This is a genomic window from Rhizobium vallis (assembly GCF_003985155.1).
Classification (GTDB): Bacteria; Pseudomonadota; Alphaproteobacteria; order Rhizobiales; family Rhizobiaceae; genus Rhizobium; species Rhizobium vallis.
In genome coordinates this window covers 1-20,169 of the sequence record NZ_ML133710.1, presented here as the reverse complement: position 1 = coordinate 20,169, position 20,169 = coordinate 1, and the positions used below count along the sequence as shown (strand labels likewise).

Below are 20,169 nucleotides of genomic sequence, written 5' to 3'. Positions count from 1 at the left end.
CATAGCGGAAGACGGCCGAAGCGTGGAATCTTTACTTTTCTATTCTCCGCTAACCAAGAAGGACGACAAGACATTGCTGGGGAGGTCACGGCTGCTGGAAAATGAGCAGCACATAAGCCAGGAAAAGCACCAGGTGGACCGCGCCCTGCATGAGATGCGTGCGGCCGCTGGCGAAGGTGATGATGCTGACGGCTAGAGTGAGCAGGAGCATCACCAGATCCCCGTGTTCGAGGCCGAGCGTTACCGGGTGCCCGTAAAGACGGCTGATGACGAGCATCGCCGGCACGGTCAGCCCGATCGTGGACAAGACCGAACCCAGGAAGATATTGACGGAGCGCTGAAGATTATTGGCGACGGATGCGCGCACGGCGCTGATCGCCTCGGGTGTTGCGACAAGGATGGCCATGACGACCCCGCCGAATGCGGTCGGAGCACGCAGGGTTTCGATGATGTAATCGATCGGCAAGGCAAGCTGTTCGACCAGAAAGACCACCGGACCCATGTAGGCGAAAAGCAGGATGACATGAGGCCAGATCGACCCGCGAGGAGGAGCTTGATCGCCCCGAGGCTCATGATGGTTGCTGTCGGCGGCGAAATATTCCTGATGGCGACCGGCCTGAAGGAAGAGAAACGTGGTGTAAAGGCCGACCGAGATCACACCGAGTATGAGTTGCCGCGGTGCGGATGGATGCGGTCCGTCCGGACCGGCAAGAAAGGTCGGCATGACGAGGCTCAGCGTGGCAAGCGGCACGATGACCCCGAGATAGGCATTGGCGCCCTGGAGATTATGCTGCTGTTCCGGCCGCCGCCAGGCGCCGAGCAGCAACGACAGACCGACCATGCCGTTCAGGATGATCATAACGACCGCAAACAGGGTGTCGCGCGCGAGCGTGGGGTTGTTCTCGCCATGAATCATGACGGCTGAGATCGCCATCACTTCGATCGAGGTGATGGCAAGCGTCAGAATGAGCGTGCCGTAAGGCTCTTTCAACCGTTCGGCCAGACGATCGGCATGCCGAACGACCGACAAGGCGGAGCCGAGAACGACGGCAAACAGCCACCCGAAAATGATGGTGAACCAAAACGGGTGGGAAAGATGCCGGAAGAGCTGCTCGGGGAAGGCTATGAATATCAGGCTGGTTACGATGCTGACGCCGAGGAACCATTCCCCGCGCAGACTGGTTTCGCTGACGCTTCCCAATGCCGGCCCGTCAGTCATCGGAACCGCCGCCGGGCAAATTTCGCCGCAATAGGATCGTTAACGCCATCGTGTGCCCCGCCCCCGCTGTCTTGCGTCTGCCGCATGAAGGGCCGAGTGAAGCCATCCCGATTGCCCTCATGCGGAAGCCCCTTTCCGAGAGTATCAAAACGACCGTACCTCACGCCAGAGGCCCGTCACTGGCTAGAAGGACGAATCCTTTCGCTATTCGCGGCCGGTCGCCGGGATTGCCGCGCCGGTGACGACGGCTGCGGCCGGCGAAATCAGAAAGGCGACGAGACGGGCGATCGATTGCGGCGATACCCAGCCGTCCGTCTTCGCATTGGGCATGGCTGCTCGATTCTCGGGCGTGTCGATCGTTCCTGGCAGGATACAGTTGGCGGTGATGCGGTCATCGCGGCATTCGGCGGCGATTGCTTCGGTCAATCGGATGACGGCGGCTTTCGAAGCAGCATAAGCCGCCTGGTTGGCGCCGGCCTTCAGACCGGGCGCGGCGGCGACGTGAACGATGCGGCCGTAGCCGGCGGCTTTCATCGTCGGCAGAACCGCAGCGCTGATCGTCAGCGCGGTACGGGCGTTCGCCGTCATCATCATGTCCCATTGCGCAGGTGCCTCGGGCCCGACCGGTCCCATCCGGAAACCGCCGACGGTGTTGACCAATGCGCCGATGCCGCCGAAGCGCTTGACCGCGCGTGCGACAGCGGCGGCGCACGAGGCGTAATCGGTGAGCTCCGTTCCGGCGATCGATAGAAACTCCGTAGAGGCGGGAAGATCGCTGGCCAAGGCTTCCAGCTCCTGGCTCGAACGGTTCATGCAGACGAGCTTCGCTCCGGCTGCGGCCAGTTCGCGAACAACGGCGCTGCCGAGATTGCCCCCGGCTCCGGTGACGATCACGGCTCTCTGGTCGTTCATGGCTCGATCTCCCGGCTGTGCCTGTCTTGGACGATGCCGCGCATTGTTGATCCAGGCTGGCCGGCAGTGCAAGCCCGGCGCCAAGACTAGATCAAACATCTTGCGGAACAGCCCGCGGTGTTATCCGTGGGCTGTTCCGTTCGTCATCGGCCGATGGACCTGTCGGTCCGGCTTTCAGTGATATTTCGCTCGTTCGCGGCCGAGGATGACCGGCGCATCGAGGCCCGAGATCGGATGAGTAACATCCGCCGGGATGTCGCCGGTAAGCTGCAGGTCGAGATAGCGGGCGCAACAGACCCGCAGGAAGGACGTGAAGTTGCCGAGATCGTGGCCGGCATCGATCGATTCATGGTGCAGGCGGGTAATCAGCTGGACCACATTCATGCTATCACGCCGGGCGATTTCCTCGAGCTTCGACCAGAAGAAATTCTCCAGCCTGACGCTGGTGACCATGCCGTCGATGCGCAACGACCGGGTGGTGCTTTCCCAAAGCCGCGCATCCGCCTTGATGAACAATTCGCACATGTCGTCCTCCCGGTGCCGCCCTCCTCAGGCGGCGTTGCTTTCCAGCAGAGCTGCGGCATCGAGTACGGCCATGAACTGGCGCAGCCACGACGGATTTGCCGGCCAGGCCGGTGCCGTCACCAAGTTGCCGTCGGAGACCGCATCGGTGATTGCAATATCGGCGTAGATGCCGCCGGCAAGTTCGACTTCCGGCCGGCAGGCGGGATAGGCCGAGCAGGTGCGTCCCTTGAGCACGCCGGCGGCGGCAAGCAGCTGCGCGCCGTGGCAGATGGCGGCGACAGGTTTTCCGGCATCGAAGAAGTGCCGGACTGTTTTAATGACGTCGGCATTGAGGCGAAGATATTCCGGCGCGCGGCCACCGGGGATGACGAGGGCATCGTAATCTTCGGCGCGCACGCTTTCGAAGGTGGCGTTCAGCGCGAAATTATGGCCGCGTTTTTCGGAATAGGTCTGGTCGCCCTCGAAATCATGGATGGCGGTGGCGACGGTCTCGCCCGCCTTCTTGCCAGGACAGACGGCGTCGACCGTATAGCCGCAGGCGAGCAGCGTCTGGAACGGCACCATCGTTTCGTAATCTTCGGTGAAGTCACCCGTGATCATCAGGATTTTTGAGGCTGGCATCGTATCCTCCTTTGAAACCAACAGGCGGAGATTAACAAAGAGCGCCGGTGAGAAGGTACTATGGGAATACTACAGATGAAATTCCCATCTGAAGCCACGCGCTCGAGACCCACGCGACCTAGACCGCCTTGACGGCCACATCCGGCACGGCGCAGGCTTCGCCGCCGCCGAAGAGGCGGGAGCGAGTGAGGAAGCGTTTCTCGCGGCCGTTATCGAGCGAGAACATGCCGCCACGGCCCGGCACGACATCGATGATGAGCTGCGTATGCTTCCATGCCTCGAACTGGCTGGCGCTGATATAGACGGGCACGCCGCCGATTTCGCCGAGTTTGACGTCGCTGTCGCCGATCATGAATTCATCGGCGGGATAACACATCGGCGAGGAGCCATCGCAACAGCCGCCGGACTGATGGAAGAGGATATCGGGGTGATCGCGCCTGATTTCCGCAATCAGATCGAGGGCTGTGTCAGTTGCGAGAACACGCGGTTCGCCGTTGACGGTGGTTTCCATCGCTCTTCCTCCAGAGTTTTGGGAGGAGGATTCCCCTCCCCAACCCCTCCCCACAAGGGGGAGGGGCTAAGCTGAGGCACCGTCTCGCAAAACAACAAGCCGGCTGCATATGCCGCGCTCAAGAGTGAATACGGTGAGGGCCACACGTTAAGCCCCTCCCCCTTGTGGGGAGGGGTTGGGGAGGGGTTTTGACACCCCTCCCATCATACGGAACGCTTCTCAGAAGAAGCCGAGCGCCTTCGGGCTATAGCTCACCAGCATATTCTTGGTCTGCTGGTAATGCTCGAGCATCATCTTATGCGTCTCGCGGCCGATGCCGGACTGCTTGTAGCCGCCGAAGGCGGCATGGGCCGGGTAGGCGTGGTAGCAGTTGGTCCAGACGCGGCCGGCCTGGATCTCGCGTCCGAAACGGTAGCAGCGGTTGGCATCGCGGCTCCAGACGCCGGCACCGAGGCCGTACAGCGTGTCGTTGGCGATTTCGAGCGCTTCCTTCTCGTTCTTGAAGGTAGTGACCGAAACCACCGGCCCGAAGATCTCCTCCTGGAACACACGCATCTTGTTGTGGCCTTTGAAGATCGTCGGCTTGACGTAGTAGCCGTTCGCCAGTTCGCCGCCGAGATCGTTGCGCGAGCCGCCGGTCAGGACCTCCGCACCTTCCTGCTTGCCGATATCGAGATAGGCGAGGATCTTTTCGAGCTGCTCCGTCGAGGCCTGGGCGCCGATCATCGTCGCGGTATCGAGCGGGTTGCCCTGCTTGATCGCCTCGACGCGCTTGACGGCCTTTTCCATGAAGCGGTCATAGATCGATTCCTGGACGAGGGCGCGGCTCGGGCAGGTGCAGACTTCGCCCTGGTTGAGGGCAAACATCGCAAAGCCTTCGAGCGCCTTGTCGAGAAAATCGTCGTCTTCCGCCATCACATCGGCAAAGAAGATGTTCGGCGACTTGCCGCCAAGTTCCAGCGTCACCGGAATGAGGTTCTGGCTGGCATATTGCATGATGAGCCGGCCGGTCGTCGTTTCGCCGGTGAAGGCGATCTTGGCGATGCGCGGGCTGGTCGCCAGCGGCTTGCCGGCCTCGATGCCGAAGCCATTGACGATGTTGAGCACGCCGGGTGGCAGGAGATCGCCGACGAGCTCGGCCCAGAGCAGGATCGAGGCCGGGGTCTGCTCGGCGGGCTTCAGCACGACGCAGTTGCCGGCGGCGAGCGCCGGCGCCAGTTTCCAGGTCGCCATCAGGATCGGGAAGTTCCACGGAATGATCTGGCCGACGACGCCGAGCGGCTCGTGGAAGTGATAGGCGATGGTATCATGGTCGATCTCGCCGATCGAACCTTCCTGCGCACGGATGCAGGAGGCGAAGTACCGGAAGTGGTCGATCGCCAGCGGAATGTCGGCGGCCATGGTTTCGCGGATCGGCTTGCCATTGTCCCAGGTCTCGGCCTGGGCCAGCAATTCCAGCTTGTCCTCCATGCGCTGGGCGATCTTCATAAGAATGTTGGAGCGTTCGGCGGCGGAGGTGCGGCCCCATTTCTCCTTGGCCGCATGGGCAGCGTCGAGCGCCAGATTGATGTCCTTTTCACTGGAGCGGGGAATGTCGCAGAGTTTGCCGCCGGTCACCGGCGTCAGGTTTTCGAAGTATTTGCCTTCGACCGGCTCGCGCCATTCGCCACCGATGTAGTTGCCGTATTTCAGCTTGAACGGTGACTCGACGATCTTTTGATGAAGCATGTCATCCTCCCTTGATGATCCAGGTTCCCAAGTGAACCAGTGGGAGGAAAATGTGCGCGTTTTGTCGAAGGGAACAGGGAGGATCATCAATACCGCAGTGCACACTGTCGCAGGGATGCGACAGGATCGTCTCGTGATTGCCCCATGCTCGCGGAACCTTCGAACGCCTGCTCAGTGCAGGTCGAACTTCTTCATCTTCCGGTGCAGAGTCGCGCGGCTGATCCCGAGCGCGGCGGCCGCCTGCGAGACGTTGCCGCTGGTGCGCGACAGCGCGCGCAGCAAGGCTGCCTTTTCCGCTTCGACGATCTCCTCCTGCTGCGAGACCCCAGCCTCATGAAGAGCATCGGCGGCGGGAATGCCGGCGGCAATCCGCTTGTCGTCCAGCTGCAGCGCGATGCGGGCGGCGCGGGTTGCGCCGAGCACGAGATCGTGCCGGTCGACTGCGAGCAGGGCGGCGGCGGAATTGGCGCCGGCCGGGACCATCAGGAAACGGGCGCCTGCAAAGGCCGAGCGGAAGAGGTTGAGTTCGATGCGCATCGCCGCATCGCGCACGGTCTGCGTCAGGATCGCCAGCGTCATTTCGCTGACGTCTTCGCGGCATGTGGAGATATCGAGGGCTGCGGCGAGCTCACCGCGATGATCGCGGATTGGCGCCGTCGTGCAGCTCAACCGGATATTCGAGCAGAAGAAGTGCTGGTCGCGGAAGATGGCGACGGCGCGCTCGTCGGCAAGCGCGGTGCCGATGCCATTGGTGCCGATGCTCGCCTCGGTCCACACCGAGCCGGTCCAAAGGCCGAGGTCGCGGAAGTCCTTGTCGTCGCCTGATGTGCCGCGGCGCTCCAGCGCGATGCCATCTCTGTCGGTCAGAAGAATGCAGCAGCCCGCCCTACCGACAGTGGTGAAGAGGCGGTCGAGCTCATCGGTCGCGCCGGCAATCAACCGTTCGGACTGTTCGCGGGCCCGGTGGAGTTCCTGGTCGGTGAGGCGCAGCGGCGCACGTTCTTCTTCAGGCGCGAGCCGATGCATGGTCATGCAGCGACGCCAGGAGGCGACGATCGGAGAACTCGCGGCGGCGGAATTGCGCTGCGCAGAGGTGTAGACATGCTCGGCATGTGCTGACTGTTCGTGCATCTGCTCCTCCCACGGAACTTCAGCATAGTCTGATGGAAACGCGGCCGGTTTGCAATTGCAGGCTCGACGGCCGCCCTCCTCTCACCCTGGGCGATCAGGGCATGATGCTGAAAAGTATGCGCGATCTTCGTACGACATCGCGCTCCGCTTCATTGATCTAGATCTACTGCAACAGCCAGGTCTCGATGCCACGCGCGGCCGCCCGGCCGGTGGCAAGGCAGGCAGTGAGGAGATAACCGCCGGTCGGCGCCTCCCAGTCGAGCATCTCGCCGGCGACGAAGGTGCCGGGCAAGGCCTTCAGCATGAAGTCTTCGTCGATGCCGCTCCAGCGGATGCCGCCGGCCGAAGAGATCGCCTCGGCGATCGGTCTCGTTTCGAGAAGCGGGATCGGCAGGGCCTTGATCATGCCGGCGAGACGTTGCGGGTCGGTCCGGTCGCGCTCGGGCACCAGTTCCCGCAGCAAGGCCGCCTTGACGCCATCGATGCCGGCGCCCTTGCGCAGGCGGTTCGAGAAGCTTGATTTGGTGTCTTGCCGCGACAGATCCCGCGTTAGTCTTTCGGCGGTCCGCCCTGGTGCCAGGTCGAGCGTCAGGACGGCACTGCCATGGCTTTGCAGCCGATCGCGCAGGCTCGCGGCATGAGCATAAACAAGGCTGCCTTCGATGCCGCTTGCGGTGATGACGAATTCGCCGGGAAACGTGCCGGCCTCGGAGGCGGCGGTGACCGACTTCACCGGTTCGCCGGCGAAACGCTCGCTGAAGCTTGCGCTCCAGCCGACGATGAAGCCGCAATTGGCTGGCTGGAAAGCGTCGATCTCCACGCCTCTCTCGGCCAGCCATGGCACCCAGATGGCATCGGAGCCGAGGCGTGGCCAGCTTGCGCCGCCGAGCGCCAGCAGGGCTGCGTCGCAATGGGCGATCTCACGCCCTTCCGGCGTTTCGAAAACGTAGCCCCCTTCGGCAAAACCGGTCCAGCGATGGCGGGTGCGTAGCGCAACACCCTGTTGCTCCAGCCGCCGGAGCCAGGCGCGCAACAAGGGAGAGGCCTTCATGACAGTCGGGAAAACCCGGCCGGAGGAGCCGACGAAGGTCTCCGTCCCGAGCCCTGCAGCCCAATCCCTGATATCGTCGGGGGTGAAGGCATCAAGCGCGGGGCGCAGACGAGCGGAGGCCGCGCCGAAGCGCGCGGCGAAACTGGTATAGTCTTCGGAATGGGTGATGTTGAGACCCGATTTGCCGGCCAACAGGAACTTGCGGGCGAAGGTCGGCATGGCGTCATAGACAGTCACCGCATGGCCGGAGAGCGAAAGCAGCTCGGCCGCCGCAAGGCCCGCCGGGCCGCCGCCGATGATCGCGATCCGCTTCTGGTTCATTGATGTCTCGCCCGATTCTGTCTGGGGCAGTTTTGGCGCGGGCGTGGGTCACCTGCAAGGGCGCAAGCCGTCAATGCTGCGAATGCCTGCACTGGCCGTGGTCGGCGAGGACCTCGATGACGCGGCACTGGTCGACGCGGCCATGGCCGCAGCCTTCCACCATGGTTTCCAGCTCGGCCTTCAGCGCCATCAGGCTGCGGATGCGCTGCTCGACCTCGATCAGGCGGGCCTTGGCGATGGCGTCGGCCGAGGCGCAGGACTGGTTCGGATCGTCCTGCAGGGTCAGCAGGGTGCGGATCGCCTCGATCTCGAAGCCGAGCTCGCGGGCATGACGGATGAAGGCGAGGCGGCTGATATCGGCGGGCTCGAAGGAGCGCTGGTTGCCTTCGCTGCGGTTCGGCGCCGCAAGCAGGCCGATGCTCTCGTAATAGCGCACCGTCGGCACCTTCACGCCGCTCTGGCGCGCAGCTTCACCAATCGTAATCTTTTTCATGATTTTTCTCTTGCACCTCTAGTCGCTAGAGGATGTAGGAGGGATGCTTCTCTTTGACAAGGACGCGACGATGGCTGAGACGAGCGAGACACGATACCGGGTCGGCGGCATGGATTGCGCCGCCTGTGCAACGAAAATCGATACCGCAGTCAGACGTGTGGCCGGTGTCGCCGATGTTTCCGTTTCTGTAATGGCGGGCACGATGACCGTCCGGCATGACGGCAGCAGCGACCTCAAGGCAATCGAGAAGAAAGTGACGGGGCTCGGCTATTCCGTCGCACCGCTTACCGGAGGTGCGGTGCCTGCGCATGAACACGGCTCGCACGACCATCACGACCATGACCATGGGCACGATCACGGCGATCATGCGGGCCATGATCACGGCCACGATCATGCCAGCCACGATCACGATCATGCCGGTCATGATCACGATCATGCTGGTCACGACCATGCCCATGGCGAGAAGGAAATCGAGGGCCTGCACGGGCACGACCACGCACCGATGGCCGGTCCCTGGTGGCAGAGCAAGAAGGGTCGGCTGACCATCCTTTCGGGTGTAGCGCTTGTTGCCGCCTATGCCATCGGCCATCTCGTGCCGACAATCGCTCCCTATGCCTTCATCGTCGCCATGCTGGTCGGTCTGGTGCCGATCGCGCGGCGCGCGGTCATGGCGGCCCTCTCAGGCACGCCGTTTTCGATCGAGATGCTGATGACGATCGCCGCCGTCGGCGCCGTCATCATCAATGCCGGGGAGGAAGCGGCAACTGTCGTCTTCCTGTTCCTCGTCGGCGAGTTGCTGGAAGGGGTCGCGGCGGGCAAGGCGCGCGAAAGCATCCAGTCGCTGACGACGCTGGTGCCGAAGAATGCGCTGCTTGAAGACAATGGGCAGACCCGGGAAGTGCCTGCGGAGAGCCTTGCGGTTGGCGCGATCATCATGGTTCGCCCCGGCGATCGCATCTCGGCGGACGGCGTCATTGTATCAGGCGAGAGCGCGATCGATGAGGCGCCGGTGACCGGCGAAAGCACGCCGGTGCGCAAGGGTGTGGATGCCGTCGTCTTCGCCGGCACGGTCAATGGTGACGCGGTGCTCAGGGTTCGCGTCACGGCGGCCGCAGCCGACAATACCATCGCCCGCGTCGTCAAGCTGGTGGAGGAAGCGCAGGAATCGAAGGCGCCGACGGAGCGCTTCATCGACCGGTTCTCACGCTATTACACGCCTGGTGTGGTGGTGGTCGCAGCACTCGTTGCTGTGGTTCCGCCGCTGTTCTTCGGCGGTTTGTGGAACGAATGGATCTATAAGGGCCTTGCCATCCTGCTGATCGGCTGCCCTTGCGCCCTCGTCATCTCGACGCCTGCGGCAATCGCCGCTTCGCTGTCGGCAGGGGCGCGGCGCGGGCTCTTGATGAAGGGCGGCGCGGTCTTGGAAACGCTCGGCAAGGTGACAATGGTCGCCTTCGACAAGACAGGCACGCTGACGGCAGGCAAGCCGGAGGTGACCGACATCGTTTCCTTCGGTTTGAGCGAGGCGGAGCTCTTGTCGCGTGCTGCGGTGCTGGAGCAGGGTTCCAGCCATCCGCTGGCGCTGGCGATCCTCAACCGCGCCAAGGCCGACGGCGTTCCCGTGCCGCCTGCCTTCCAGCTGGAAGCGCTGCCGGGCAAGGGCGTCAGTGGCAAAGTCGGCGGCGAGACGCTGGATCTGCTGTCGCCTTCCGCCGCCCGCGAGCGGGGGGCGCTTGATGGAGCGCAGGATGGACGCATCACGGCGCTGAACGACGAAGGCAAGAGCGTATCGGTGCTGCTCGTCAATGGCGCCGCGGCGGGGCTGATCGCCATGCGCGACGAGCCGCGCGAGGATGCCGGAGCCGGGCTCTCGGCCCTCAAATCCGCTGGCGTCAAGACGATGATGCTGACGGGTGACAACAAGCGAACGGCGGCAGCCGTTGCCGGCATGCTCGGCATCGACTGGCGTGGCGAGATGATGCCGGAGGACAAGCAGAAGGTCGTCGGCGAATTGAAGCGCGAGGGCTTCGTCGTCGCCAAGGTGGGCGACGGTATCAACGACGCGCCGGCGCTGGCGGCTGCCGATATCGGCATCGCCATGGGCGGCGGCACGGATGTGGCGCTGGAAACCGCCGATGCCGCCGTGCTGCACGGACGGGTCGGCGACGTGGCGCGGATGATCGAACTTTCCAAACGAACGATGCGCAACATCCTGCAGAATATCACCATCGCGCTCGGGCTGAAGGTGGTTTTCCTGGTGACGACGATCTTAGGGATTACCGGGCTCTGGCCGGCGATTCTCGCTGATACCGGCGCCACAGTGCTGGTGACGATCAACGCGCTCAGGCTACTTCGAATAAACGTGTGAATGTTCCTCGACTGCGCGTGAAGCCAGGCGATCCGGGGCTGCTCGGGAATCGAAAATCAAGATCTAACGCATCGGCCCGAAAATCGATTTTCGGGCCGATGCGTTAGGTCGGCGCTCTATGTTGGAACCTTTCTCCACAGCGTCTTTTCGTTAAGCCTTCGTTATCCATGTTTTTCACAGGAATGCAGCGATTTCAAACCTGCCGTAACGCAATGCACAAACCATCCGTTGACGCGAATTTGGATTCGCGTACTATATCTAGTGTTTGAGGTTCCTTCGATTCGTGAGGATCGAGGGCTAAGACGGGAATACGGTGCGCTTCGCCATCATGGCGCGGCAATGCCGGAGCTGCCCCCGCAACTGTAAGCGGCGAGCAACTGTCCGATTTCAGGTCACTGGAGCATGATGCTCCGGGAAGGCTGGGGCAGAGTGCTTCGACCCGTGAGCCAGGAGACCTGCCTCGAACGAAACGTCCACGGGCGGGGTGTCCGGAAGGTCGCGTTGCATGGCTGCGGATCATGTCCGCAGCGCGTTTCGCAGGCCCAACCCTCCGCATGAGCCATTTCGGGGTGAAGTCATGTCGAGCATATCAAGGCCGCCACCCACGCAAATCCCACAAGGGATAGTATCCGGCGTTTAAGCGCCAACTCTGCCAGATCATTATCAAGCGTTGCCCCGGACGCCGCACGGCGCCCGATCCCAGTCCTGCGTCCTGAATTTATTGACATCACGAGGAACATGATGAGCGTTACCGTTTACAGCAAGCCCGCCTGCGTCCAATGCACCGCCACCTACCGCGCCCTCGACCGGCTCGGCGTGGACTATGACATCGTCGATATCTCGCAGGATTCCGAGGCGCTCGATCGCGTGCGCAGCCTCGGCTACATGCAGGCTCCCGTCGTCATCGCCGGCGAGCGGCATTGGGCGGGCTTCCGTCCCGACATGATCAGCGCGCTTTCCTGATCGGAAAAGCGATGGGCCTGATCGTCTATTATTCCAGCCGGTCCGAAAATACCCATCGGTTCATCGCCAAACTCGGACTGCGCGCGGCGCGCATTCCGCCAAGCGGCGCAGACGCGTTCCATATCCGCGAACCCTTCGTGCTTGTCGTGCCGACCTATAGCGGCGACGGCGGCAAGGGAGCCGTTCCCAAGCAGGTGATCCGTTTCTTGAACGATGCGGAGAACCGAGGACACATCCGCGGTGTGATTGCCGCGGGCAACAGTAATTTCGGCGAGACATACGGGCTCGCCGGCGACGTGATCTCGCAGAAGTGCCAGGTGCCTTATCTCTACAGGTTCGAGCTGCTGGGCACGGAAGCAGATGTCGCCAACGTCAAACACGGAATGGAACTGTTTTGGACACGGGAACAACTTTGACGCGGGATGCGGGCGCAAAACCGCATAACACTTTTGCTCATCCCGCCGGCGAACGCCCTTTGAAAGCGGCTGATGCACTCGACTATCACGCGCTGAACGCGATGCTGAACCTCTATGACGATGAGGGGAGGATTCAGCTCGACAAGGACCGCATGGCGGCCAAGCAATACTTTCTCCAGCATGTGAACCAGAACACGGTGTTCTTTCACAATCTTCGGGAAAAGCTCGATTACCTCGTCACCGAGGGCTATTACGAGCAGGAGGTCCTCGACCAGTATTCCTTCAATTTCGTCCGCGACCTGTTCGACCAGGCCTATGCCAGGAAGTTCCGTTTCCCGACCTTCCTCGGCGCCTTCAAATATTACACCAGCTACACGCTGAAGACCTTTGACGGGAAGCGTTATCTCGAGCGCTACGAGGACCGCATCTGCATGGTCGCGCTGGCTTTGGCGCGCGGCGACGAAAGCCTTGCCCGCGACATGGTCGACGAAATCATATCCGGCCGTTTCCAGCCAGCAACGCCGACCTTCCTCAATGCCGGCAAGAAACAGCGCGGCGAGCTCGTCTCCTGCTTCCTGCTGCGCGTCGAGGACAATATGGAATCGATCGGCCGCTCGATCAATTCGGCGCTGCAGCTTTCCAAGCGCGGCGGCGGTGTCGCCCTGTCGTTGACGAATATCCGCGAGGCCGGCGCGCCGATCAAGCAGATCGAGAACCAGTCCTCCGGTATCATCCCCGTCATGAAGCTGCTCGAAGACAGCTTCTCCTATGCCAATCAGCTCGGGGCGCGGCAGGGGGCGGGCGCGGTCTATCTCAATGCGCATCATCCCGACATCATGCGCTTCCTCGACACCAAGCGCGAAAATGCCGACGAGAAGATCCGCATCAAGACATTGTCACTCGGCGTCGTCGTGCCTGACATCACCTTCGAACTCGCCAGGAATAACGAGGACATGTACCTGTTCTCGCCCTACGACGTGGAACGCGTCTACGGCGTGCCCTTCACCGAGATTTCGGTGACGGAAAAATATCGCGAGATGGTGGCGGATGCCCGCATCGCCAAGAAGAAGATCAAGGCGCGCGAATTCTTCCAGGTGATCGCCGAGATCCAGTTCGAGAGCGGTTATCCCTACATCATGTTCGAGGACACGGTGAACCGGGCCAACCCCATCGCCGGGCGCATCTCCATGAGCAATCTCTGCTCGGAGATCCTGCAAGTGAGCGAGGCGAGCGACTACAATGACGACCTCTCCTACAAGCATCTCGGCAAGGACATTTCCTGCAATCTCGGCTCGCTGAACATTGCTGCAGCGATGGATTCCGCCGATTTCGGCAAGACGATCGAGACCTCGATCCGGGCGCTGACGGCCGTTTCCGATATGAGCCACATCTCCTCCGTGCCTTCGATCGAGAAGGGCAATGACGAGCGCCACGCGATCGGCCTCGGGCAGATGAACCTGCACGGCTATCTCGCCCGCGAGCGCATCTTCTACGGCTCGGAGGAAGGCGTCGATTTCACCAATATCTATTTCTATACGGTGACCTACCACGCGATCCGCGCCTCGAACCTTTTGGCGGTCGAGCGGGGCACGAGCTTCAAGGGCTTCGAGAATTCGAAATATGCCTCCGGCGAATATTTCGACAAATATACGAAACAGGAATGGAAGCCGGCGACGGAGAAGGTTCGCGCAATTTTCGACGATGCCGGCATCCACATTCCGACGCAGGAAGACTGGGCGGCGCTGAAGAAAGTGGTGATGGCTTCCGGCCTCTATAACCAGAACCTGCAGGCAGTGCCGCCGACGGGGTCGATCTCCTACATCAACCACTCGACCTCCTCGATCCACCCGATCGTCTCGAAGATCGAGATCCGCAAGGAAGGCAAGATCGGCCGTGTCTATTATCCGGCGCCGTTCATGACCAACGACAATCTCGACTATTATCAGGATGCCTACGAGATCGGGCCGGAGAAGATCATCGACACCTATGCGGCGGCGACCCAGCATGTCGACCAGGGCCTATCGCTGACCCTGTTCTTCCGCGACACGGCAACGACGCGCGACATCAACAAGGCACAGATTTATGCCTGGAAGAAGGGCATCAAGACGATCTACTACATCCGCCTTCGCCAGATGGCGCTGTCCGGCACCGAGGTGCAGGGCTGCGTTTCCTGCACGCTCTGACTTCTGGGGACAATTTTATGAACATTCAAATCAAACCCGCAAGCCGCGCGCGCGCCATCAACTGGAACCGCATCGAGGACGATAGGGATCTCGAAGTCTGGAACCGGCTGACCGGAAATTTCTGGCTGCCGGAAAAAGTGCCGCTGTCGAACGACATCCCCTCCTGGGCGACGTTGACGCCTGCCGAGCAGCAGCTCACCATCCGCGTCTTCACCGGGTTGACGCTGCTCGACACGATCCAGAACGGTGTTGGTTCGGTCCGGCTGATGGAGGATGCGGCAACGCCGCACGAGGAGGCGGTGCTTTCCAACGTCTCCTTCATGGAGGCGGTGCATGCGCGTTCCTATTCCTCGATCTTTTCTACGCTGTGCTCGACGCCTGACGTCGACGACGCCTATCGCTGGTCGGAGGAGAATGAGTTCCTGCAGCGGAAATCGGCGCTGATCATGGAGCAATATGCTTCCGGCGATGCGCTGAAGAAGAAGGTCGCAAGCGTCTTCCTCGAAAGCTTCCTGTTCTATTCCGGCTTCTACCTGCCGATGTACTGGTCGAGCCGCGCCAAGCTCACCAATACGGCCGACATGATCCGGCTGATCATTCGCGACGAGGCCGTGCATGGTTATTATATCGGCTACAAGTTCCAGCGTGGGCTGGAGCGACTGGGTGATGAGCGGAAGCAGGAGATCAAGGATTTCGCCTTCGACCTGCTGCTCGAGCTTTATGATAACGAGGCCAGATATACCGAAGCGCTTTACGACGGTGTCGGGCTGACCGAGGACGTCAAGAAGTTCCTGCATTACAACGCCAACAAGGCGCTGATGAACCTCGGCTACGAGGCGCTTTTCCCGGCCGAGGCCTGCAAGGTCAATCCGGCGATCCTGTCGGCGCTTTCGCCGAATGCCGACGAAAACCACGACTTCTTCTCCGGTTCGGGTTCCTCCTATGTCATCGGCAAGGCGGTCGCGACCGAGGACGAAGACTGGGATTTCTGAGACTTAATTTCAGCCTCCCCTTATCATTTGCCTCTCGATCGACCACATTCAGCGGAAACTGAATGTGGTACTCGCCGAAAGTGTGGCTTAGCGGGAGTTTCTGATGTCGTCTTTTCTAAACAAGGCCAAGGCTGCCGTTGAAACGGACGAAGGTGTCTGGCCGATCCGCCGCAGGCGGATTCTCGACTGGCTGGTGAACGAGACGCGCAACGAGCGCTTCATCGACAACATCCTGGTGGAAATGTGCGGGAAGCTTATGGCGGCAGGGGTGCCGGTGGCGCGCGCGACATTGCATTTCAGGACGAACCATCCGCAATGGATCGGCGCCCGCATCCTCTGGAAGGAGGGCCTGACGGAGGCGAGGATCGACACCTTTGCCTATGGTGTCGAAAACACGCCGGAGTTCCTGACGAGTCCCATCAACGCGATCCATCAGGGTACCGAAGAGATCCGCAGGCAGCTGGAAAGCATAGCCGACGGCGACAAGGATTCATTCTATCGGGAACTGCATGACGACGGCCTCACCGAATATATCGCCTGGCCAATCGAGCATACTTTCGGCAAACGGCACGTCGTGACGTTTTCCACCAGCCGGCAGGGCGGCTTTACGAGCGAGCACGTCGATTTTCTGCGCGATCTCTTGCCGGCGCTGACGCTCGTCAGTGAAATCAGGCTGAAGAACATCATGGCGCGCACGTTGCTGCAGACCTATGTAGGCCCGCATGCGAGCGAGCACATCCTGTCGGGCGTGACGACGCGCGGCAGCGGCGTCACCGTCGGCGCGGCGATCATGATCTGCGACCTGCGCGACTTTACGGCGCTCTCCGATCTCTGGCCGCGCGATGACGTCATCCATCTGCTGAACGATTATTTCGATGCCATATCGGACCCGATCGAACGCTATGGCGGCGAGATTCTGAAGTTCATGGGCGACGGATTGCTGGCGATCTTCCCACTGACCAAGGAAACGGCCTGCACCGATCTGTTGCAGGCGATCCGCGAAGGGCAGGAGTCGATGGCGCAACTGAACCAGCAGCATGAGGGTAACGGACGCGAACCGCTGCGCTACGGCGTTGGCGTGCATGTCGGCGACGTCATGTACGGCAATATCGGCTCGCGCCGGCGGCTGGATTTCACCGTCATCGGCCCGGCGGTCAATATCGCCTCACGGCTGGAAAGCCTGACCAAGGAGGTCAAGCGTCCGGTGCTCTTGTCGCGGGCCTTCGTTGAAATGGCGGGTTGCGCAAAAGACATGGACGAGCTTGGCACCTTTTCGCTACGCGGGCTCGGGGAGCCCGTCGATGTCTTTGCTTTTCAGGAGCGGTAGGCTTCCGCGGGGTCATACCCCGCGTTTGTTTCCCCAAAGCAGCACATGCAGTTGCGGCAGCACGCGGACTGAAAACCACCGGTCAGCCGTCACCTTCTCGATGAGCCAATGCATCCGATCCATCACGCCGTCGATATCGACACGTGCGTCGGCGTCATCTGGCGGTGGCGGCGTATGGTTGCCGGGCTGAAGGAACAAGGGAACATAGGGATAGCGTTCACCCGCCAGTTGGGCGAACGCGTAGTCGGCATCGTCGAAGACGACGATTTTCAACGCGATCTCCGGCCCGCCAGCGGCCAGTCGAAGACAGTCATCCACCTGCTCCCAATCGGTCGACATGCCGCTTGATGGCGGCTTGGGGCTCAAGATCAGCATGTCGAGATTGCGAAACCAGTCCCGCGCTACGCTTCCCTGCGTTTCCAGCGCGAAACGGTATCCTCGGGAATGGCCGAGCTCGATCAGCGGCCCCAGGGGCTGAATCGCCGGATTGCCGCCGGAAAGGGAAACCGTCAGCGGCTTGTCTCCGGAAAGCTTCTTGACCTCTTGCCAAACCGCCTCGGTGGACATGGGGATCCATTGATCCCGAAAGGCGCTATCGACCGCGTGCAGGCTGTCGCACCAGCAACAGCGGTAATCACAGCCGCCCGTCCTGACGAATACCGTCGGAAGCCCGATCAATGCGCCTTCGCCCTGGATGGTCGGGCCGAAGATCTCGCTGACGCGAATGGTCTCCGCGCTCATGGCCTGTACTCCGCCCAGGTCTTTGGCGTCTCGCTGACGCGCACCGACGATGTCTCGGGGAAGCGCTGTTTGCACCAGTCGTAAAAATGCTTGGCCAGGAACTCGGACGTGACTTTCGAATGGCCGAATACGTCGTTCAGGTGACGGTGGTCGAGAGCCTCGTCGATATAGCGTTTGAGCGGCGAGAGGTCGTGGTAGTCGCGCACGAAGCCGTCGTCATTCAAGGTTTCCGCAGCGAGTTCGACGACCACGACGTAGTTGTGGCCATGCAGCCGGGCGCATTGATGGTCGGCGGGCAGGTGGTTCAATTGATGCGAGGCGGAGAGATGAAACTCCTTGGTGATGCGGTACATCAGCGCGCCTCCGTGGCGGAATATTGCGAGACGGCAGCTTTCCAGAAGTCGCGGTCCTCGTATTCCGTCGGATCGGTGACGCCGGCAAGATGGAAAGCCTCGCGGCGTTCGACGCAGGTTCCGCAGCGTCCGCAATGGAGCCTGCCGCCTTTGTAGCAGGACCAGGTTTCGGCGAAGGGCGTGGCGTGTTTTTCGCCGTCGGCCACGATCGCCGCCTTGGAAACCTCGACATAGGGTGCAAGCAGCCTGACGCTGGCATAACCGTCCAGCGCTTCGTTCTGCATGCGCTGGAAGGCGTCGATGAAGCCCGGCCGGCAGTCCGGATAGATGAAGTGGTCGCCGCCATGCACGGCGACGGCGACGGCATCGGCCTTTTGCGCTGCCGCCAAACCGAATGCGATGGCCAGCATGATGGCATTGCGGTTCGGCACCACGGTGGCCTTCATGGTCTCCTCGGCGTAGTGGCCGTCGGGAACCTCGACATCGTCGGTCAGGGCCGATCCGCTGAGATGGCCGCCGATGGCGGCGATGTCGATGATATGGTGTGGAACCGCGAGCCGTGCGGCACATTTGGCGGCGAAGTCGAGTTCCTTGCGATGGCGCTGGCCATAGTCGAAGGAGACGAGACCGATAAGCTGTGCTTCCGCCGCTATCCTGTGGGCAAGCGAAACGGAGTCGAGTCCGCCGGAGCAGACGACGATGGTTTTCATATTTTAGATTCCCTTGTTTTGACCGGGTGGGCTGCGACCGGATTACGGCGTGCTTTTAGGACAAATCGCGCGTCAGGGAAATAGTTTTAAGATGCCAGCCTTCAGAGCCGATCTAACCGATCGGAAAATTGATCTGCGGCGGCAGTAAGAGATGCAGATCCGCCGCGTCGGGATTGTTGATGCGCTGCATCAGCATGCGGCCGAGATCCTCGCCAGCCGCCGTCAGGTCCTCGTGGATGGTATCGACCTTCGGCTGCAATTGAGTGAGAAGACGAGACGTCTCCTTGGCGACGATGTCGTAATCGACGGCGAGTGTGCGGCCGGCGTCGCTCATGCCGCTGATGACGGCGAGCGCGGAGACCTCGCCGGGACAGATGAAGCCGTCAGGCGCATCCGGGGCGGCCGCCCGGGCGCGGATGAAATCGCGCAGCAAATCCGCCGGCGTATCGAGATCGACCGCCTCGGGGATCTCATAGGCGATGCCGGCTTCCCGGACCGCCGTCATGAAGCCGTGCAGGATATGCTGGCAGAAGGTCAGCCGTTTCGGCGGCAGGATCGCCGTCACTTTTTTACGGCCCTTGGCGATCAGCCGGCGCGTCGCCTCGTAGGCGAAAGTGAAGTTGTCGTAGTCGACATAAGGGTGCGGTGTCGAAAATTCGGTGCGGCCGTGACAGATGAAAGGAAAGCCGGTTTCGAGCAGCAGGCGGACGCGAGGATCGAGCGGTTCTGTCCGTGTAAAGATCAGTCCGTCGGCGAGGTGGTTGCGGACGATGTAATCGGCGGCCTCGACATTGGTCGTCGACAGGAAGTTGGGGGCGACGACCAGATGGTAGGAGGTCTCTTTCAGTGCCTTGGCGATGCCGTACATGATTGAGGTGCTGAAGCCGACCACTTCCTCGTGCGAATCGAGCAGGATGGCGATGACGTTGGTGCGGCCCGTCTTGAGACGCTGCGCGGCCCGGTCGGGAAGATAGCCGATCTCGCGGGCGATGCGGTGCACGCGCTGGCGGGTCTCGAGCGAAATTTGCGGCGCATCGGAGAGCGCCCGCGACACCGTCGTCACCGCAAGGCCGGCGATCGTGGCGATCGTTCGCAAGGTCGGCTTGCCGCGCTTCGGCAGGACATCGAGATTTTCGCCGCGCTGCGGCCTGGACGATTCGCTCACTCTGGCTTTCCGTGCTGGAATTGCCGGTACAATAACACGATGGGACCGGTGCGCAATCGACGAATGAAAACGTTTTAAATTTTGGCGCTTTGTTCGCCCAACAAAAATTATGTATGTATTTCAATGCAATGACGAAATAACCATATTTTTCTCGGAAGCCGAGAAAGGGCTTGACGATCAATGTCTTATAACGTTTTAAATTAGCAACCGCGCGAAGGAGCGCGGTCGTATGTCGACCGCCGCAACGGCGGGAAGCATCGGGCGACGGGAGGTCCCGCCGCCGATTTTCAATGGGAGGAAATTCATGCGCAAGTTTTTGAGCTCGGCGGCCGTTGCTGTCGTGATGCTGGCTGGTTTGGGTGTGGCACAGGCTGCGGACGTGAAGGAAGTGCAGATGCTGCACTGGTGGACGTCCGGCGGCGAGGCGGCGGCTTTGAAC

19 protein-coding genes, 1 pseudogene and 1 riboswitch are annotated in these 20,169 nt (G+C 61.4%); of the genes and pseudogenes, 7 read left to right on the top strand and 13 right to left on the bottom strand.

The window, feature by feature from the left end:
• Window positions 1–85: 85 nt before the first annotated feature.
• The 9 genes from EFQ99_RS33320 to EFQ99_RS33280 form a co-directional block, all read right to left on the bottom strand.
• Window positions 86–1,219 (bottom strand): calcium:cation antiporter, encoded by a 1,134-nt coding sequence (locus EFQ99_RS33320; protein ID WP_126925173.1) that lies wholly within the window; start codon window positions 1,217–1,219, stop codon window positions 86–88.
• Between the two features lie 204 nt (window positions 1,220–1,423).
• Window positions 1,424–2,131, bottom strand: a complete 708-nt coding sequence (locus EFQ99_RS33315; protein ID WP_126925171.1) for an SDR family NAD(P)-dependent oxidoreductase — start codon at window positions 2,129–2,131, stop codon at window positions 1,424–1,426.
• 174 nt (window positions 2,132–2,305) lie between these two features.
• A complete protein-coding gene (locus tag EFQ99_RS33310; protein WP_126925169.1) occupies window positions 2,306–2,656 on the bottom strand; it encodes a ribbon-helix-helix domain-containing protein in 351 nt (116 codons plus the stop codon).
• A 24-nt stretch (window positions 2,657–2,680) separates the two neighbouring features.
• Complete coding sequence (locus EFQ99_RS33305; RefSeq protein WP_126925167.1) at window positions 2,681–3,277, bottom strand: DJ-1/PfpI family protein; 597 nt, start codon at window positions 3,275–3,277, stop codon at window positions 2,681–2,683.
• Window positions 3,278–3,395: 118 nt separating this feature from the next.
• Window positions 3,396–3,788: a DUF779 domain-containing protein gene (locus EFQ99_RS33300; protein ID WP_126925165.1), complete on the bottom strand. Its 393-nt coding sequence runs from the start codon at window positions 3,786–3,788 to the stop codon at window positions 3,396–3,398.
• Between the two features lie 219 nt (window positions 3,789–4,007).
• Complete coding sequence (adh, locus tag EFQ99_RS33295) at window positions 4,008–5,516, bottom strand: aldehyde dehydrogenase (RefSeq protein WP_126925164.1); 1,509 nt, start codon at window positions 5,514–5,516, stop codon at window positions 4,008–4,010.
• A gap of 171 nt (window positions 5,517–5,687) precedes the next feature.
• Window positions 5,688–6,647, bottom strand: a complete 960-nt coding sequence (locus EFQ99_RS33290; RefSeq protein WP_126925162.1) for a helix-turn-helix domain-containing protein — start codon at window positions 6,645–6,647, stop codon at window positions 5,688–5,690.
• A 163-nt stretch (window positions 6,648–6,810) separates the two neighbouring features.
• A complete protein-coding gene (locus EFQ99_RS33285; RefSeq protein WP_126925160.1) occupies window positions 6,811–8,019 on the bottom strand; it encodes a TIGR03862 family flavoprotein in 1,209 nt (402 codons plus the stop codon).
• Between the two features lie 70 nt (window positions 8,020–8,089).
• Window positions 8,090–8,512 carry a MerR family transcriptional regulator gene (locus tag EFQ99_RS33280; RefSeq protein WP_126925158.1) on the bottom strand — a complete coding sequence of 141 codons (423 nt, stop codon included), beginning with the start codon at window positions 8,510–8,512 and terminating at the stop codon, window positions 8,090–8,092.
• 70 nt (window positions 8,513–8,582) lie between these two features.
• On the opposite strand from EFQ99_RS33280, the gene EFQ99_RS33275 reads away from it, so the two are divergent.
• From EFQ99_RS33275 to EFQ99_RS33250, 6 genes are all read left to right on the top strand, one after another.
• Complete coding sequence (locus EFQ99_RS33275; RefSeq protein WP_126925184.1) at window positions 8,583–10,880, top strand: heavy metal translocating P-type ATPase; 2,298 nt, start codon at window positions 8,583–8,585, stop codon at window positions 10,878–10,880.
• A gap of 251 nt (window positions 10,881–11,131) precedes the next feature.
• Window positions 11,132–11,357: riboswitch (cobalamin riboswitch) on the top strand.
• Between the two features lie 264 nt (window positions 11,358–11,621).
• Complete coding sequence (gene nrdH, locus EFQ99_RS33270) at window positions 11,622–11,843, top strand: glutaredoxin-like protein NrdH (protein WP_126925156.1); 222 nt, start codon at window positions 11,622–11,624, stop codon at window positions 11,841–11,843.
• A gap of 11 nt (window positions 11,844–11,854) precedes the next feature.
• Window positions 11,855–12,259, top strand: a complete 405-nt coding sequence (gene nrdI, locus EFQ99_RS33265; RefSeq protein WP_126925155.1) for a class Ib ribonucleoside-diphosphate reductase assembly flavoprotein NrdI — start codon at window positions 11,855–11,857, stop codon at window positions 12,257–12,259.
• On the top strand, window positions 12,238–14,442 hold the full coding sequence (nrdE, locus tag EFQ99_RS33260) for a class 1b ribonucleoside-diphosphate reductase subunit alpha (protein WP_126925153.1): 2,205 nt from the start codon (window positions 12,238–12,240) through the stop codon (window positions 14,440–14,442). The genes nrdI and nrdE overlap by 22 nt, the downstream gene beginning before the upstream one ends.
• Before the next feature lie 17 nt (window positions 14,443–14,459).
• Window positions 14,460–15,434 carry a class 1b ribonucleoside-diphosphate reductase subunit beta gene (nrdF, locus tag EFQ99_RS33255; protein ID WP_126925151.1) on the top strand — a complete coding sequence of 325 codons (975 nt, stop codon included), beginning with the start codon at window positions 14,460–14,462 and terminating at the stop codon, window positions 15,432–15,434.
• A gap of 103 nt (window positions 15,435–15,537) precedes the next feature.
• Entirely contained in the window at window positions 15,538–16,761 is a 1,224-nt protein-coding gene (locus tag EFQ99_RS33250) for an adenylate/guanylate cyclase domain-containing protein (protein WP_126925149.1), read from the top strand.
• A 12-nt stretch (window positions 16,762–16,773) separates the two neighbouring features.
• Here EFQ99_RS33250 and queE read toward each other — a convergent pair whose 3' ends face one another.
• The 4 genes from queE to EFQ99_RS33230 all read right to left on the bottom strand — a co-directional run bounded on the left by queE (window position 16,774) and on the right by EFQ99_RS33230 (window position 19,730).
• Window positions 16,774–17,502: a 7-carboxy-7-deazaguanine synthase QueE gene (gene queE, locus EFQ99_RS33245; RefSeq protein WP_126925147.1), complete on the bottom strand. Its 729-nt coding sequence runs from the start codon at window positions 17,500–17,502 to the stop codon at window positions 16,774–16,776.
• Window positions 17,499–17,855, bottom strand: a complete 357-nt coding sequence (gene queD / locus EFQ99_RS33240; RefSeq protein ID WP_126925145.1) for a 6-carboxytetrahydropterin synthase QueD — start codon at window positions 17,853–17,855, stop codon at window positions 17,499–17,501. Before queD ends, queE begins: the two co-directional genes overlap by 4 nt.
• Window positions 17,855–18,565, bottom strand: coding sequence for a 7-cyano-7-deazaguanine synthase QueC (queC, locus tag EFQ99_RS33235; RefSeq protein ID WP_126925144.1), 711 nt, complete (start codon window positions 18,563–18,565; stop codon window positions 17,855–17,857). Before queC ends, queD begins: the two co-directional genes overlap by 1 nt.
• A 112-nt stretch (window positions 18,566–18,677) precedes the next feature.
• On the bottom strand, window positions 18,678–19,730 hold the full coding sequence (locus tag EFQ99_RS33230; protein WP_126925142.1) for a LacI family DNA-binding transcriptional regulator: 1,053 nt from the start codon (window positions 19,728–19,730) through the stop codon (window positions 18,678–18,680).
• A gap of 229 nt (window positions 19,731–19,959) precedes the next feature.
• Here EFQ99_RS33230 and EFQ99_RS35925 point away from each other — a divergent pair.
• Window positions 19,960–20,169: pseudogene (locus EFQ99_RS35925) on the top strand (sugar ABC transporter substrate-binding protein); the annotation flags it as partial.

Coding starts and splice junctions, on each gene's coding strand:
- nrdI (WP_126925155.1), top strand. CDS start 11,855: ATGGGCCTGATCGTCTATTATTCCAGCCGGTCCGAAAATACCCATCGG.
- EFQ99_RS33275 (WP_126925184.1), top strand. CDS start 8,583: ATGGCTGAGACGAGCGAGACACGATACCGGGTCGGCGGCATGGATTGC.
- EFQ99_RS33320 (WP_126925173.1), bottom strand. CDS start 1,219: ATGACTGACGGGCCGGCATTGGGAAGCGTCAGCGAAACCAGTCTGCGC.
- queE (WP_126925147.1), bottom strand. CDS start 17,502: ATGAGCGCGGAGACCATTCGCGTCAGCGAGATCTTCGGCCCGACCATC.
- nrdF (WP_126925151.1), top strand. CDS start 14,460: ATGAACATTCAAATCAAACCCGCAAGCCGCGCGCGCGCCATCAACTGG.
- EFQ99_RS33250 (WP_126925149.1), top strand. CDS start 15,538: ATGTCGTCTTTTCTAAACAAGGCCAAGGCTGCCGTTGAAACGGACGAA.
- queD (WP_126925145.1), bottom strand. CDS start 17,855: ATGTACCGCATCACCAAGGAGTTTCATCTCTCCGCCTCGCATCAATTG.
- EFQ99_RS33285 (WP_126925160.1), bottom strand. CDS start 8,019: ATGAACCAGAAGCGGATCGCGATCATCGGCGGCGGCCCGGCGGGCCTT.
- EFQ99_RS33300 (WP_126925165.1), bottom strand. CDS start 3,788: ATGGAAACCACCGTCAACGGCGAACCGCGTGTTCTCGCAACTGACACA.
- EFQ99_RS33290 (WP_126925162.1), bottom strand. CDS start 6,647: ATGCACGAACAGTCAGCACATGCCGAGCATGTCTACACCTCTGCGCAG.
- nrdH (WP_126925156.1), top strand. CDS start 11,622: ATGAGCGTTACCGTTTACAGCAAGCCCGCCTGCGTCCAATGCACCGCC.
- EFQ99_RS33310 (WP_126925169.1), bottom strand. CDS start 2,656: ATGTGCGAATTGTTCATCAAGGCGGATGCGCGGCTTTGGGAAAGCACC.
- EFQ99_RS33305 (WP_126925167.1), bottom strand. CDS start 3,277: ATGCCAGCCTCAAAAATCCTGATGATCACGGGTGACTTCACCGAAGAT.
- EFQ99_RS33280 (WP_126925158.1), bottom strand. CDS start 8,512: ATGAAAAAGATTACGATTGGTGAAGCTGCGCGCCAGAGCGGCGTGAAG.
- adh (WP_126925164.1), bottom strand. CDS start 5,516: ATGCTTCATCAAAAGATCGTCGAGTCACCGTTCAAGCTGAAATACGGC.
- queC (WP_126925144.1), bottom strand. CDS start 18,565: ATGAAAACCATCGTCGTCTGCTCCGGCGGACTCGACTCCGTTTCGCTT.
- EFQ99_RS33315 (WP_126925171.1), bottom strand. CDS start 2,131: ATGAACGACCAGAGAGCCGTGATCGTCACCGGAGCCGGGGGCAATCTC.